The 13,384-nt window shown below is 70.1% G+C and carries 10 protein-coding genes; 1 reads left to right on the top strand and 9 read right to left on the bottom strand.

Annotated elements, in window-relative coordinates:
• Positions 1-21: 21 nt before the first annotated feature.
• The 8 genes from JOE57_RS14775 to JOE57_RS14740 all read right to left on the bottom strand — a co-directional run bounded on the left by JOE57_RS14775 (position 22) and on the right by JOE57_RS14740 (position 11,045).
• Complete coding sequence (locus JOE57_RS14775) at positions 22-903, bottom strand: inositol monophosphatase family protein (protein ID WP_204919157.1); 882 nt, start codon at positions 901-903, stop codon at positions 22-24.
• Positions 904-1,018: 115 nt separating this feature from the next.
• The gene (locus JOE57_RS14770) at positions 1,019-4,333 is read right to left on the bottom strand and encodes a DEAD/DEAH box helicase (RefSeq protein ID WP_204919155.1); all 3,315 of its coding nucleotides are present in this window, start codon (positions 4,331-4,333) and stop codon (positions 1,019-1,021) included.
• A gap of 95 nt (positions 4,334-4,428) precedes the next feature.
• The gene (locus tag JOE57_RS14765) at positions 4,429-5,538 is read right to left on the bottom strand and encodes a Gfo/Idh/MocA family protein (RefSeq protein ID WP_204919153.1); all 1,110 of its coding nucleotides are present in this window, start codon (positions 5,536-5,538) and stop codon (positions 4,429-4,431) included.
• Positions 5,539-5,582: 44 nt separating this feature from the next.
• Entirely contained in the window at positions 5,583-6,245 is a 663-nt protein-coding gene (locus JOE57_RS14760) for a hypothetical protein (RefSeq protein ID WP_204919151.1), read from the bottom strand.
• A gap of 110 nt (positions 6,246-6,355) precedes the next feature.
• Positions 6,356-7,591 carry a lanthionine synthetase LanC family protein gene (locus JOE57_RS14755; RefSeq protein WP_204919150.1) on the bottom strand — a complete coding sequence of 412 codons (1,236 nt, stop codon included), beginning with the start codon at positions 7,589-7,591 and terminating at the stop codon, positions 6,356-6,358.
• Positions 7,592-7,698: 107 nt separating this feature from the next.
• A complete protein-coding gene (locus JOE57_RS14750) occupies positions 7,699-8,631 on the bottom strand; it encodes a T3SS effector HopA1 family protein (RefSeq protein ID WP_204919147.1) in 933 nt (310 codons plus the stop codon).
• Positions 8,631-9,602 (bottom strand): phosphotransferase, encoded by a 972-nt coding sequence (locus JOE57_RS14745; protein ID WP_204919145.1) that lies wholly within the window; start codon positions 9,600-9,602, stop codon positions 8,631-8,633. The genes JOE57_RS14750 and JOE57_RS14745 overlap by 1 nt, the downstream gene beginning before the upstream one ends.
• A 3-nt stretch (positions 9,603-9,605) precedes the next feature.
• Positions 9,606-11,045: a chymotrypsin family serine protease gene (locus tag JOE57_RS14740; RefSeq protein WP_204919142.1), complete on the bottom strand. Its 1,440-nt coding sequence runs from the start codon at positions 11,043-11,045 to the stop codon at positions 9,606-9,608.
• 173 nt (positions 11,046-11,218) lie between these two features.
• Between JOE57_RS14740 and JOE57_RS14735 the strand changes: the two genes are divergently transcribed.
• Positions 11,219-12,484, top strand: coding sequence for a geranylgeranyl reductase family protein (locus JOE57_RS14735; RefSeq protein WP_338041327.1), 1,266 nt, complete (start codon positions 11,219-11,221; stop codon positions 12,482-12,484).
• 96 nt (positions 12,485-12,580) lie between these two features.
• On the opposite strand, the gene JOE57_RS14730 is transcribed toward JOE57_RS14735, so the two are convergent.
• A complete protein-coding gene (locus JOE57_RS14730) occupies positions 12,581-13,363 on the bottom strand; it encodes a helix-turn-helix transcriptional regulator (RefSeq protein ID WP_204919136.1) in 783 nt (260 codons plus the stop codon).
• Positions 13,364-13,384: the final 21 nt, after the last annotated feature.

The raw sequence follows: 13,384 nt of genomic DNA, 5'->3' as shown, positions 1-13,384 counted from the left end.
AGGGTTCGTCGGCGACGAGACTCAGAGCAGGGCCGAGAGCGCCGACGACGCAAGGTCGTAGTCGGCGACCGTCGCCAGATAGCCGGGTGCCAGCCACGGCGCTTTCGCCGCCGACTCAGCCCCCAGTGGCAGATAGCTGCCCCCGGCCTGTTCGACGATGAGGTAGCCGGCCGCGACGTCCCAGGGATTGATCCCGAAGCCGTAGGCGGCAGCTGCAGCGCCCTCCGCCACCAGGCACAGCGACAGCGTCGTGCAGCCGAGCCGGCGCATGCTCGCGAAGCTTCGGACCAGCTGACGGTAGGTGGCCAGCGACTGCCCGGCGGCCTCGTCGTCGCGTAGCAGGTCCGGCCCCGGGAAGGAGGTCAGCAGCAGCGCCTCCCGGTCACGCACCGCACCTCGGCTCCGCATCGGCACCCCGTTCCTGCTGGCCCCGGCGAGGCTGGCGGCATAGGTGACGTCCCGCAACGGCTCGAAGATCACCCCGGCGAGCATCCTGCCGTCCAGGGCGGCGCCGATCGACACCGCAAAGTGTGGCACGCCCATGGCGAAGTTCGACGTACCGTCAATCGGGTCGACGATCCACTCGACCGCCCCGTCGCCGGTGCGACCACCCTCCTCCCCCAGGACGCCTGAGTCCGGGATCGCCGCCAGCAGGGCCGAGCTGAGCATCTCCTCGGCCTCCCGGTCGTGTCGGGTGACGAGGTCCTGGAAGTTCTTCTTCAGCGAGACATCCTGCACATCGGCGAAGGCGTCGCGGAGATAGTCGCGCACCCCGTGCGCCGCAGCCGTCGCGACCCGCTGCAGATGTGCCGAGAACGCCAGCTCGCCGACGTCCGCGACGTCGCGACGGGCGTCGCGGCCGTCCGGGGCGGCGGGTGATGGGGATGATCTTGGTGCGGTCATGACGTCCTTCGGCTGGTGCTCGGCTCCTGCCGGGCCGCCGCGCTGCGTACGCGAAGTCCAGCAGGGAAGATCGGGTCCCACCGTAGCCGCTAACCGACCGCGGACCGGTCGAGCCTCAGCTCAACAGCTCGCGGATGTCCTTGGCCGTCAGACGGGAGCAGGTGGCCGACGCCTCACCCATCACGCTGTCGAAGAGCTTGATCTTGCTCTCCTTCAGCGCCATCACCTTCTCCTCGATGGTGTCGATGGCCACCAGGCGGTAGACATGCACCTTCCTGGTCTGACCGATCCGGTGCGCACGGTCGATGGCCTGCGCCTCCGCTGCCGGGTTCCACCAGGGGTCGAGCAGGATGCAGTAGTCGGCCTCGACGAGGTTGAGGCCGAAACCGCCGGCCTTGAGGCTGATCAGGAAGGCCGGAACGGCTCCGGTCCTGAAGCTGTCGATCACGGCGGCACGGTTGCCGGTCTTGCCGTCCAGATAGGCGTAGCCGATCCCGACGCTGTCGAGCAGGTCACGTACCCGGGACAGGAACCGGGTGAACTGGCTGAAGATCAACACCCGGTGTCCCTCCGCCACAATGTCCTCCAGCAGCTCGCGCAACGCCTCGAGCTTGGTCGACGGGACGTCGGCGTACTTCTCGTCGTAGAGGCTCGCGTCCAGGCTGAGCTGGCGCAGCGCGGTCAGGGACCGGAAGATCTCGAACCTGTTCTCGTCAAGGTCATCCAACAGACCGAGCACCTTCTTGCGCTCCCGCTGCAGATGGGTCTGGTAGACCCGACGATGCCTAGGCAACAGTTCGAGCTCCACCACCTGCTCCTGCTTGGGCGGCAGCTCTGAGGCCACCTGCTCCTTGGTCCGGCGCAGCATCAGCGGCCGGATCCGGCGCCGCAGCCGGGCCAGCAGCTCGACGTCACCGTCCTTCTCGATCGGTCGGCGATAGACGTCCCCGAACTGTGCCGGGGTGCCGAACAGACCGGGAGCGGTGATCGAGAAGAGCGACCACAGCTCCATCAGGTTGTTCTCCAACGGAGTGCCGGTGATCGCCAGCTTGAACGGGGTCGACAGTCGCCGTACGCAGGCGTAGGCCCGTGACTGGTGGTTCTTCACGAACTGCGCCTCGTCCAGCACCAGGCCGTCCCAGCCGAGGGCGTCGTAGGCCTCGAAGTCGATCCGGAACAGCGCATAGGAGGTGACCACGATGTCGGCGTCGGCGGCGACGTCGGCCAACGTGTAGCGGCCGCGACCGGTGGTCTCGCTGATCACCGCCACCCGCAGCCCCGGGGCGAACCGTCGGCACTCGTGGGCCCAGTTGGGCACCACGCTGGTGGGCGCGACCACCAGGAACGGCGGTCGGTCCCGTGCCGATGCACCGGCCTGCTCCCGGACGTGGCAGATCAGGGCCAGCGTCTGCAGCGTCTTGCCCAGGCCCATGTCGTCGGCCAGCACGCCACCCAGCCGATGCTGGTAGAGGAAGGCCAGCCACCAGAAACCCTCGCGCTGGTAGTCCCGCAGCGTCGCCTGGAGGCCCACCGGTTGCGGTACCTCGGTCAGCTCCGCGCCCTCCCGCAGACCGGCGACCGACTGCTGCCACGCCTGGGCCTGCGCAGTGACGACGGCCAGGGTCGCGAGCTCGTCCCACAGCGCCGACTGGAACCTGCTGATCCGCACCTCCCCTTCGGCGGCGTCGGAGAGGGCGTTGGCCTCCTCGATCAACGCCAGCAGCTGGCGCAGCTCGGGATGGTCGAGCGAGAAGTAGGTGCCACTGGGCAGGATCATGGTGTCCTCGCCGGTGGCCAGTGCCCGAAAGACCTCATGGAACGGGACCTCCTCGCCCTCGATCCGGATCGTCACGGCCAGCCCGAACCAGTCCCGGTCGCCGGCGATGTCGGTGGTGGCCAGCTCGATCGTCGGCGCGGAGGTGGCCTGTCGATAGCTGACCTGCTGGCCCTCGATGTCGACCAGCACGTCGGGGTGGCCGGTCAGCTCGGGCAGCAGCCGTCCGACGAGCTCGACCGTGTCGCTCCCCTCCACCAGTACGCGCTCGGCCAGCCGGGGCCCGGACGGCGACTGCTCGAACAGGAAGGGGAACCTTCCGAGGTCCAGGCGCTCCAGCAGGGCCGTCTCGGCCCCGGCATCACGGCCGGCTCCTGGGCCCCCGCCCGGAGCGTGCGTCCCGATCGGATGCAGCAACCCGATGCCCTGAACCACGACCGGATGGAGGCCCCGTCGCGTTCCGACGCCGGGCGGATCCTCGCTGCGCCGGTAGAGCCAGCACCACTCGACCTCGAGCCGGTGCTCCGGCAGCACCTTCGCCGCGAGGACCAGCATCGGCCTCGGCAAGCTGGGGGGTTCGAACGACCGATCCGTCGAGACCGTCTCCATCCTGGACCGCAGGACCGGGAAGAAGTCGTCCAGGAAGCGGCCGGCGTCGGCGGCCGGGATGCTGATACCGCCCTTGTGCTCGGTCAGTCCACGCAGCTCCCGCGGCAGCGGGCGGTCCAGTAGGGCCAGCGAGAACCGTCGGTCCTGCAGCCGGTTGTCGACCGCCACCAGCGTCGGCGACCAGTAGGCGATCGCCTGTCCCGGCTCGCCCAGGAAGCCGAAGGCCCCTGCGTCGAGTGGCTCCTCGCCCAGCCGGGTCATTGGCTGCACGGTCAGCTCGTCGTCGCCGCGGTGCAGGTCGAGCACCAGCGAGGCGGTGGTGTCGCTCAGCCGGACCGGAGTTCGGTCGTCAGTGTGCAGCAGCGTCAGCCCGACCTCGACGGCCTCCCTCAGCAGTGACCAGAGGGTCCGCATCGGAAGCAGGTCCAGCCGGAGCCACGGGTCGGCGCCGTACTGGTGGCGGGTGGTGGCGTGCAGCGCGTTGATCGCACTGAGGATGCGGTGATGGTCGGGGTTCCACTCCTGGTAGCTGTGCGCGTAGGTGACACTGCTCCAGCTCACCCGGCCGCGGATCCACCTTCCCTTCGACCCCATCGCCAGTGGCCGGCCGTGCAGCGCCAGTCTGGATCGGTCCGCGGTCGGTTGCAGCTCCAGCTGAAGGGCCAGCGGGGCCGGCGCCGGCCTGTGGTCGCGCGGTACGAGTCCTGAGAGCAGCTGCTCCCACAGAGGCCTGCCGTCCCCACCGCCACCGCCCTCCAGGTCGCGTCGGAGCGCCAGCAGTACGGCGACGACGTGCTTGCAGTTGACGTGCACCGGGCAGGAGCAGACTCCGACCGTGGGCACTGTTTGCCCGTCGGCGTCGGAGAACATCACATTCACCCGGTACGCCTGGCCGCCGCTCCCGCTGACGTGACCCTCGAGCACGGTGTCCGCCCGAGCCCATCGATAGGACTGCACCCTGCCCTGCCGCTCATATTCCCGGCCGCGTTCGAACGCGCCGACGTCGACCAGGTCTTCGATGGTCTCGAGGTCGAGCGTCGGCGCCATGGGTGGACTTTCTGGTGATCGGGCTCGTCGCTGGCTGCGACTGCCTCTCGAGTCTACGAACGGGCACTGACAGACCTGCTGTCCGTGCCGGCGGATCAGCCGTAGTCGGGTATCGCGACCTCGGCACCGGCGGACATGGCCGACGAGTGGGCGCAGATGCCGGGCGCCGTGAACCGCGCGGCCGCCCGGTGGTCGACGACCGGCGGGCGGCCTTCGACCAGGCTGCGGACGAACTCGTGCACCAGATGCGGGTGCGACCCACCGTGACCACCCGAGACGGTGAACGGCTGCAGGGGCGCCGGCAAGGTGCCGGTCACGGCCGGCGGATGCAGGTCGATCACGTCGACCGGTCGTCCCCGCTGCCCCGACGTCCGGCCTGACATGCGGAACTGCTTCATCGGGCCGCCCTCGAGCTGCGGCCACTCCAGCGCCCCGGCGTCGCCGTACACCGAGAACCCCTCCAGGTAGCTGCGGCCGAGCTGGAAGAAGGAGACGGTGATGTTGGCCGCCAGAGCCTCCTCGGCCGCGCCGGGGGACGCCGGTGAGCGACGACGCAGCGTGAAGAGCGCCGTCTCGGTGCCGAACGTATTGCCTGAGAGTCCTCGCCGCTGCGGTGTGAGCAGCCCGGACCCGAGACAACGCACCGACTCGGCCCTGGCGTCGGCAAGGGCCAGCGCCGGTGACAAGGCGTGGGTGACGTAGTGCATCGGCGGAAAACCCAGCCAGTACGGCGGGTAGCCGTCGAGGTTCTGCAGGTGCTCGCCACGGAAGAAGCTGAGCTGGCCGAGCTGTCCCCGCTCGAGCAGCGACCGGGCGTAGAAGAACTCTCGCGAGCACACGGCCGTCTCCATCATCATGTAGGTCCTCCCGGTCCGGCCCTGGACCGCGATGATCCGATCGATGTCAGCCAGGCTGGTGGCCATCGGTACCGCACAGGCGCAGTGCCGGCCCGACTCGAGCACCTTGATCACCTGGTCGGCGTGCAGCGCCACCGGGGTGAGCAGGTGCACCGCGTCCCACCCCCTGCTGTCCAGCAGGTCCTCCAGGCTGCGGTAGCTGTCGGCGACCTGGCACCGTTTTGCAACGGCGGCCAGCCGGCCCGGGTCCGGGTCGACGATGCCCACCCGCCCAACATCGGGATGCGCCTGGTAGAGCGGGACGAAGTCTGCACCGAACCCGAGCCCGACCACAGCGATGTCGATCATCGACCCATCCAAGCGCATCGACGGGGTCGGTCATGCGTGAAGCTCTAGTGAGGCTCGTGTCTGATCATCCAGTTCAGCATCCACCCGGTGAGCAACGCCATCGACGCCGCCATCACCAAGCCGCCGATCGCGCCGATGGCAGCCACCACGATGCCGGACTGCCCCGGCTGCCAGAGGGGAAGCACGACGGCCAGGAGGACGGTGAGGCCGATCGCCCAGCCGATCGCGACGGCAGGGATCCAGCGCCAGGCCCGGGCCAGGTGATGACGCAGTACGCGCCACTGCAGAAAGCCGAACGAGAACAGCATCAGACAGCCGAGGACGGCCGCGACGGCCACGGTCAGCGCCGTGGGCCAGTCCAGCCAGACCTGGTCGAAGGTGCTCGGCAGCATGCCGATCAGCCAGGCGAAGCCGGCGGCACTCGTCGTTGCCGCGATCCAGTCCCGACGCCGCAGCGCCGGCCACCGGCGATGCAGCACCACGGACTGGGCCGTGCCCAGCACCGCCCCCTCCACCAGTCCGGCAGCGACCATGGCGAAGAGAAACCGATAGGGGCTGGTGCCAGCAGCCAGCGTGCCGACCAGGGCAGGAGCCAGGAAGCCGAGGAACTCTCCGATCGTGACGAGCAGCACCCAGTCAGCGAAGATGCCACCCTCATGCCCGGGCCGTCGACCGGCCCTTGTGGACGTGTGGCCGGTCGTCGTCATATCGTCCCTTCGCCGATGTCAGTGTGGTTGACAGCCCCATCGTGCGTCGGCGTCCCCATCCCCGACAGAGCAGGAAGACCCGCTGTGGTCGGGACCAACGGCTCGGTGCCTCATCGAATGCCGAGCAGCGCCGGCGATCCGATCCGGTCGGGGTAGGCGGCGCGGGCCAGCACCAGTGCTGCTCCACCCAGGCCGAGGAACAAGCTGCTGCCGCCCGTGGCCGACAGCCCGGAAGGCCAGTCGAGAGGATTCTGGCCCAGTAGGTCGGCCACGGCGACTGCCATCGACCGGGCCGCCGCCAGGTGCTCGGGGACCTCCCAGAGCCGGTGTGCCGACAGCAGGACGTCGAGCGGACCACCCAGGCCGTGGCACAGGGTCAGGCCGCCGGCCAGCGCTGCTGGATCCTGGGCCTGGGCCAGCTGCACGGAGTCGGCCAGCACCTGACCGCAGGCCTGGACAGCAAGCTCGGCCTCGGCGGTCAGCTCCTCGAGCGGAAGTCCGAGCTCCAGTCCCTGGCCGGACAGCGCGAGCAGCCGCAGTCGGACCGCCCCGATGCCCGCGGCCCCATGGCACCACAGCGCCGGGTGGGACGGCGGGACGGTGCGGAGGTCGGGCCAGCGTCCACGCACCGGATCGAACCAGGACCGCTCCCAGCGCAGCGCCTCCCTGATCAGCTCGCCGGCCCGGGGAGCCAGGGCCTCGTACCGCGCAGCGGTCTCAGCGAGCGCCCAGACGACGCCGGAGTTCCCGTGCGCCAGCCCGCAGAGTGGACGCCCGGCCAACGGATCCGGGGCCTCCGGCTCCGGCCAGCAGTAGCCGCCCGGGCCCCCATGGGCACTGCGCTCCAGCAGCAGGAGAGCCGTCTCGGCCTGTGCAGCGGTCAGGTCCCCGACCAGCAGCCCTGCGACGCCCGAAGTGAGGTCGGCCGAGCCCGGCGGGGTGCCGTCCCAACCGAGGTCGACTCCGAGCGACTCGGCGGTCCGGCTGCCGGTCAGCACCTCAATGCGCTTCTGAGCCAGGCCGACCCCGGCCCGTCCGGTCAGCAGACCCGCAGGCAGCTGGGCCGCTCGGGTTGAGGTGTCCGCCATCACCCGCTGGGCCAGCTCGACCAGGTCGTCGCGACCGAGGAGGACCCCCAGCTCGGCACAGACCCAGGCGGTGCCGGCGTCGCCGTCGTACAGCGTCGGGTTGCCGGCGCGCATCCTCGTCGGCCTGCCGTCGCCGGTCAGCTCCCAGCTCAGCCAGCCCGCCCGTTCGCCGTCCCGGAAGGCCACCCCCGCCAGCGTGTCGGCGCACCGCTCGACCAGCCGTTGCAGGTCCAGAGCGGGCGACTGCTGCTCTTGCACAGGCCCACCCGGCCGGGGTTCTGTCGACCTGCTCGGGTCGTCGGGCGCTGAACGCCGATCGGCGACCGCTCGGCTGGCGGTGAACACGTCACCGGGGGTCTCCACTCTCATCGCTCCTCCGGGACGGTTCGGCGCGGCACGGCGGGTCGGGGTCGCAGGTACGGCTCTGCCGGGTCGAGACCGGCGGCGCGGAACCGGCCGGCCACCGCAGCAGGCACGTCGTCGCGCGCCTGCGACCCGGCGATGCCGGCCGCAACGAGAGAGCAGCACAGCTCGCCGAAGCTGCGGCCGTCGCCCGGGTCCTCTGCTGCGGCGATCCCTGCGGCGACGCGCAGGGTCAATGGCGGTGAGTGGCGTCTCAGCATGTCGCCGGCTTCGCTGCACAGCTGTCCGAGCAGTGCGCTGTCGCGCAGTTGGTCCAGCGGTACCGGCAGGTAGACGACGGTGGCGTCGGGTCGCCGCAGCGCCACCGGATCGGCCGCGACCTTGATCATCCAGGGGTCATTGGTCGACAGGAGGAGGCGGGTGAGCAGCTGCAGCAGCGCCGGCAACCGGTCCGGTCTCGGGGCCAGGTAGATCCGGGTCAGCCCGCCGGGCGGCGTGATCAAGTTCCAGCCGGCCCCCCAGGTACGCCACCAGCCCTCCGTGGGCGGCGCGTCGCGGCGGTCCCGGACGCTGACCCGCTCGCCGACGACCGGCGTCATCCCCAACCGCTGCGAGCCGGCGGGATGGGCGTAGTCACCGCGCACCACGGCCCGCGCCGGCTCACCCGGCCGGCCGACCACCAGCACGCCGGATGCCCCCGTCCGCAGCACCGTGGCCTCCAACCATCGGCTGCTGCCGGCATGAGCCTGGCGCAGCACACCGGCCAGCGGCGGTCCCAGCTCATCCACGTCCACGGGTCCGACGTCCGGGTCCGGGGCTGCGTACCATTGGTGGTACAGACGTTGGGTCAGCTCGTCCTGACCACCCGAGTCCGGCCAGCCGAGCTCGGCCGCCCGGTGCAGGTCTGCCGCAGGCTCCGGTGCCCAGTGCGGCATCAGGCCACCGCCTGGCAGTGCATCCGCCGATCCTCGGCGGCGAAGCGCCGCGCCCGGTCGAGCAAGGCGGCCACGTCGTCGCCCAGGCCGGGGGTGGGCTCCTGCAGCGAACGGGCGGCCAGCTGCCAGGCCGTCATCAACGCACGCATGGCCTGCAGCGCCGACGTCGCGCGTCCAGAACCCCCGGCCGTGCGGTAGCCGGTCAGGAAGTGCTCAACCAGGGGCTCGCTCGGCGCCTGCCAGACCGGGGCCATCCACTCCAGGCTGTCGATCACCGTCGCCACGTCCCAGCCTGGCTCGCCCAGCCCGGCAGCCTCGAAGTCGATGAAGGTCAGCTGCGGCTGATGATCATGATCGCGGACCAGAACGTTGGCGGCGCTCAGGTCTCCGTGGATCCACCGGTCGTGCGTCCAGTCACGGTCTGCGGTCTCCGCCGCCTGCCGCAGCTCGGGCTCGTCCCTGGCCCGCAGCACCGCGCGCAGCTCGGCCGTCTCGGCACCGGCCATGGAGGGCGGCAGCGTGTCCAGTTGAAGTGCCCACGGCCGTGGCGCGAGCAGTGAGGGAACGGCCGTTGTCGGCCACTGGTGCAGGGTTGCCAGCGCGACGCCCCAAGCGGCGCACACCGCAACCAGGTCGGTGACCGGGCCCTGGCGTCGGGTCAGCGCGGTTCCTGCCAATGCAGTGGTCCAGAGGGTCCGCTGGTCGGCAACCATGATCATCTGCGGAACCAGACCAAGATCAGCCAGGGAGGTGAGGGCGGCTCGTTCGTGACCGATGGCATCGTCGCCGTCAAGCAGCGAGGCGGCACCGCGCTGCTTGACGTAGACGATCGGCTGGTCGTGGACGGAGATCACCTGCACGTGATTGCTCCGGGACTCGTCGCTGATCGTGACGGCACCGATCAGCACGTCGCGGCTCGTGACCAGCTGCGCCTGGGCGGCGTGTGCCACAAGCTCCGGAGCTGTCAGCATCGCTCAGCGCTCCCCGGTCTTCTCCTCGGCGGCCAGCGCCTCCAGCGCGGCAAGGTAGCCGGCGACGAAGGTGTCTTCGAGCTCCTCCCCGCTGGTCCCGTACTGGTCCAGATAGCCACCGAACTGACCCATCCGGGGGCGCTCGACCGGACCGCCCGGTTCGAAGTCCCCTGGACCGCAGACGGCACGGGTCGGACAGCTGACCCGGGTGACGAGACACGAGGCCGACCGGGTGACGAGATCGTTGCAGATCACGGTCCGGCTGACCCCGCACACCGCGGGTCTGGTCACCAGGTCGCACACCGCGGGTTTGGTGACGATGTTGCACACCGCAGGCCTGGTGACGATGTTGCAGATCACTGTCCTGCTGAAGCTCTCGCAGATGGCCGGCTTGGTGACCACGAAGTCGCAGATCACCGGCCTGGTGACCAGGGTCGGACGGTCGATGACGAGGTTGACATCCAGCTCGTCCAGGGCTGCCGCGATCGGGTTGGCGAACGTCATCGAGCCGTCGTTGGAACCCGCGAACAGCAGCCCGACCACGTTGCGGTTCATGTCCATCACCGACGAGCCGGAGTCACCGTGGTCGGAGAAGCGGGGCGACTTGGTGGTGTCGGTGTCGATCCGGATCTGGTGCCGCAGCGTCCGGGTGCCGACTCCGGTGCCGTAGTCGATGGAGACCGTGAAGTCGGTCGACTGCACCGTGCCGAAGGTGTGTTCGGTGGTCCGTCCCCGCTTCTGTACGGCCATGCCGACGCTGGCGACCCCCTGGCCGACCACGGTGCCGATACCGGTGACGGAGGGCTCCGACGGGCGTCCGGCGTCGATCGTGATCACTGCACCGTCGGTGTTCTCGGTCAGCTGTGCACGGGTGAGGCTGCCGAAGAAACCCGTCGGAGAGCCACCGTCGACTCGGGACGGCTGCACCATCCGGTCCCCGACCGTCCAGGTGTTGTTGACGCAGGCCACGTGGAAGTTGGTCAGCGCCATCCGGGCGCCGCTGCTGCGATCCTCGACGATGGCGCCGAGGGTGCCGACGAAGACGTAGTTGCCGGCCGACGGTACGTCCGGGGGCGACAGGAACACCGTCCGGGCGGGTCCGATGCCGATGCCGCCGACGAGGGTCGGGTAGGCACTGGTGTCGACCTGGCTCACCGCCTCCTGGAACCGTACGGCCTGCTGCAGCTCGATCACGAGCTCCTGGACGTCGGTCTTGACCCCGTTGATCTCCTTCGGGATCGCCTGCGCCTTCGTCAGCTTGGAGTCCGGCTTCTTCTTCTCCACATAGACCACGATGCTGAGCTCGCCGGTCGGCTTCCCCTCGGAGATCTTCTCGCCGATGTCGACACCCACCACGCCCTCCCGGGCGATGAGCTCGTCCTCGACCCGCTCCTTGACCGGGCGGATGGCCGCCCTCGCCTCATGTTCTGACTGAGCAGACATGTCGTTCCTTCCTCCGCAGTCCCGCCGATCGGGACCCCGACAAGAAAGAGTCCGTCGATCGGGAAAGTGATACATCGGGGGCTTCCAAGCGGGCTCGGCGCACCGCGTCCATGGCCAGGGCACAGGTGCGCAGCGATTTCGGAACTGCAGGTCGCCAATGCGAGAATCCAGGGGTGACCGAACTGCCGACCGATACCGACGTTCTTGTCGTCGGAGCCGGTCCGGCCGGGTCGTCCGCGGCCGCCTGGGCCGCTCGGGCCGGGTTGGAGGTGGTCCTCGCCGACGCCGCGACCTTCCCCCGAGACAAGACCTGCGGTGACGGACTTACGCCACGGGCGATCGCCGAGCTCGACCGCCTCGGTATGGGCGACTGGATCCGCCGGCAGGGCACCAACCGGGGACTTCGCGCACACGGCTTCGGCCAGGTGCTGCACCTGCCCTGGCCCGGTGGATCGCTACCAGACCACGGCTCCGCGGTGCCCCGCACGGAGCTCGATGCACGGATCCGTCAGGTGGCGCTCGACTCCGGTGCCGCCGCCCTCGACGGCGCGCGTGCGGTGGACGCCGTCCGTGAGGCAGGCCGGGTCACCGAGGTCCTGTTCACCCTGGCCGACGGGGCGACGCACCGGGTGCACTGCAACCGGCTGATCGTCGCCGACGGTGTGCGTTCCCCACTCGGCCGGGTGCTGGGCCGGGAGTGGCACCGCGACACCGCCTACGGAGTGGCCGGCCGCTGCTATGTGAAGTCCGGTCGCAGCGACGATCCGTGGATCTCCTCCCACCTGGAACTGCGCGGCGAGCGGGGCGAGATCCTGTCCGGCTACGGCTGGATCTTCCCGCTGTCCGACGGGGAGGTGAACCTCGGGGTCGGGACGTTGGCCACCGCGAAACGGCCGGCAAAGGTGCAGCTGCGTCCGCTGATGGAGTTCTACGCCCGTCAGCGACGCGACGAATGGGAGCTCGGCGACGAACTGCGGCTGCCGACCTCCGCCCTGCTGCCGATGGGTGGTGCCGTCTCCGGTGTGGCCGGGCCGAACTGGGCTCTGGTTGGTGACGCGGCCGCCTGCGTCAATCCCTTGAACGGTGAGGGCATCGACTACGGGCTGGAGACGGGTCGGGTGGTCGTCGACCTGATGCGGGCCGAGGATGACCTTCAGCTCGCCTGGCCGGCCCTGCTGCGCCGGCACTATGGCGAGTCGTTCTCGATCGCACGGCGGCTCGCCGGCCTGATCACCGTGCCGCACCTGCTGCCGGTGTTCGGGCCGGTCGGCATGCGCTCGCAGCTGCTGATGACCGTGGCGCTACGGGTGATGGGCAACCTGATCACCGAGCAGGACCGTGACCTGGTCGCCCGCGCCTGGCGGGCGGCTGGCCGGATGTCGGTCAGGCTCGACCAGCGGCCACCGTTCCCGGCCGCAGACGTGAGAGCGGCCGGCTGAGTCTCGCCCTGCAAGGAAACGACCAGTCGTCGGCAGACGGGTGGCCGCGGCCCACGCCGAGTCCGCCCCCGGCCGACGACGAGTGGTCGGTTCCTGTCACGAGCCGGAGCGGAGTGCGCGCGGAGGCGCCCCGAACTCGCGCCGGCACGCCTTGTTGAACGCCTGCAGGTCGGCGATGCCGACGGACGCCGCGACCGAGGAGATCGACTGGGTCGTGTCCTGCAGCAGATGCCGGGCCCGGGCCATCCGGCGCCGGCGCACGTAGGCGGTGACGCTGCAGCCCATCGCTGAGCCGAACAGCCGGTTGAGGTGACTGGCCGAATAGCCGGTGGCGGCAGCGATCTCCGGCACCGTCAGGCGATCCGCCAGATGGCCCTCGACATGGCGCACCGCCGCCCGGAGCGCCGGATGCTCGCCGTCGGCCTGGCTCCCGCGGCGCTGCTCGAGGGTGGCCAGACTCCACAGCACCGACCACACCTCCGCGGCGAGATGATCCGGTTCGAGCAGGTGCCTGGCCGACCGCAGCCGCTCCTGCAGGACGGGACCGTCGACCCCCAGGTCCTGCATCACGGGGACGTCGCGGGTCGGGCCGCTCCGCGGCATGAGCAGGTGAGCGAAAAGATGCTCGGACGGGCCCCGGAACTGAAACTCCATCACCGCTCCGGGCGGCACCAGACTGGCGTGACCGGGACGGATCCGGTGGAGCACCCCGTCCAATGTCACCACACCGTCATAGCCGTACAGATGCAGCGAGTGCAGCTCGGGCAGGACCCACCGCTCGTGCCGATGACGCGTGCCATGGACGCCGATGCCGATGCCCCTCACCTCCGGCGGGCGGGCCAGCCGGAGTGCCAGTCGATGATCTGCTGCAACCTGCATCGTGATCGATGGTAACCACAA

It is taken from the genome of Microlunatus panaciterrae (assembly GCF_016907535.1).
GTDB classification, from domain to species: Bacteria; Actinomycetota; Actinomycetes; order Propionibacteriales; family Propionibacteriaceae; genus Microlunatus; species Microlunatus panaciterrae.
This window is presented reverse-complemented; position numbering and strand designations above follow the sequence as displayed.

Bases quoted from the DNA above. Each gene is read 5' to 3' on its own strand.
- JOE57_RS14760 (WP_204919151.1), bottom strand. From the start codon at position 6,245: ATGACGACGACCGGCCACACGTCCACAAGGGCCGGTCGACGGCCCGGG.
- JOE57_RS14740 (WP_204919142.1), bottom strand. From the start codon at position 11,045: ATGTCTGCTCAGTCAGAACATGAGGCGAGGGCGGCCATCCGCCCGGTC.
- JOE57_RS14775 (WP_204919157.1), bottom strand. From the start codon at position 903: ATGACCGCACCAAGATCATCCCCATCACCCGCCGCCCCGGACGGCCGC.
- JOE57_RS14745 (WP_204919145.1), bottom strand. From the start codon at position 9,602: ATGCTGACAGCTCCGGAGCTTGTGGCACACGCCGCCCAGGCGCAGCTG.
- JOE57_RS14770 (WP_204919155.1), bottom strand. From the start codon at position 4,333: ATGGCGCCGACGCTCGACCTCGAGACCATCGAAGACCTGGTCGACGTC.
- JOE57_RS14765 (WP_204919153.1), bottom strand. From the start codon at position 5,538: ATGATCGACATCGCTGTGGTCGGGCTCGGGTTCGGTGCAGACTTCGTC.
- JOE57_RS14730 (WP_204919136.1), bottom strand. From the start codon at position 13,363: ATGCAGGTTGCAGCAGATCATCGACTGGCACTCCGGCTGGCCCGCCCG.
- JOE57_RS14750 (WP_204919147.1), bottom strand. From the start codon at position 8,631: ATGCCGCACTGGGCACCGGAGCCTGCGGCAGACCTGCACCGGGCGGCC.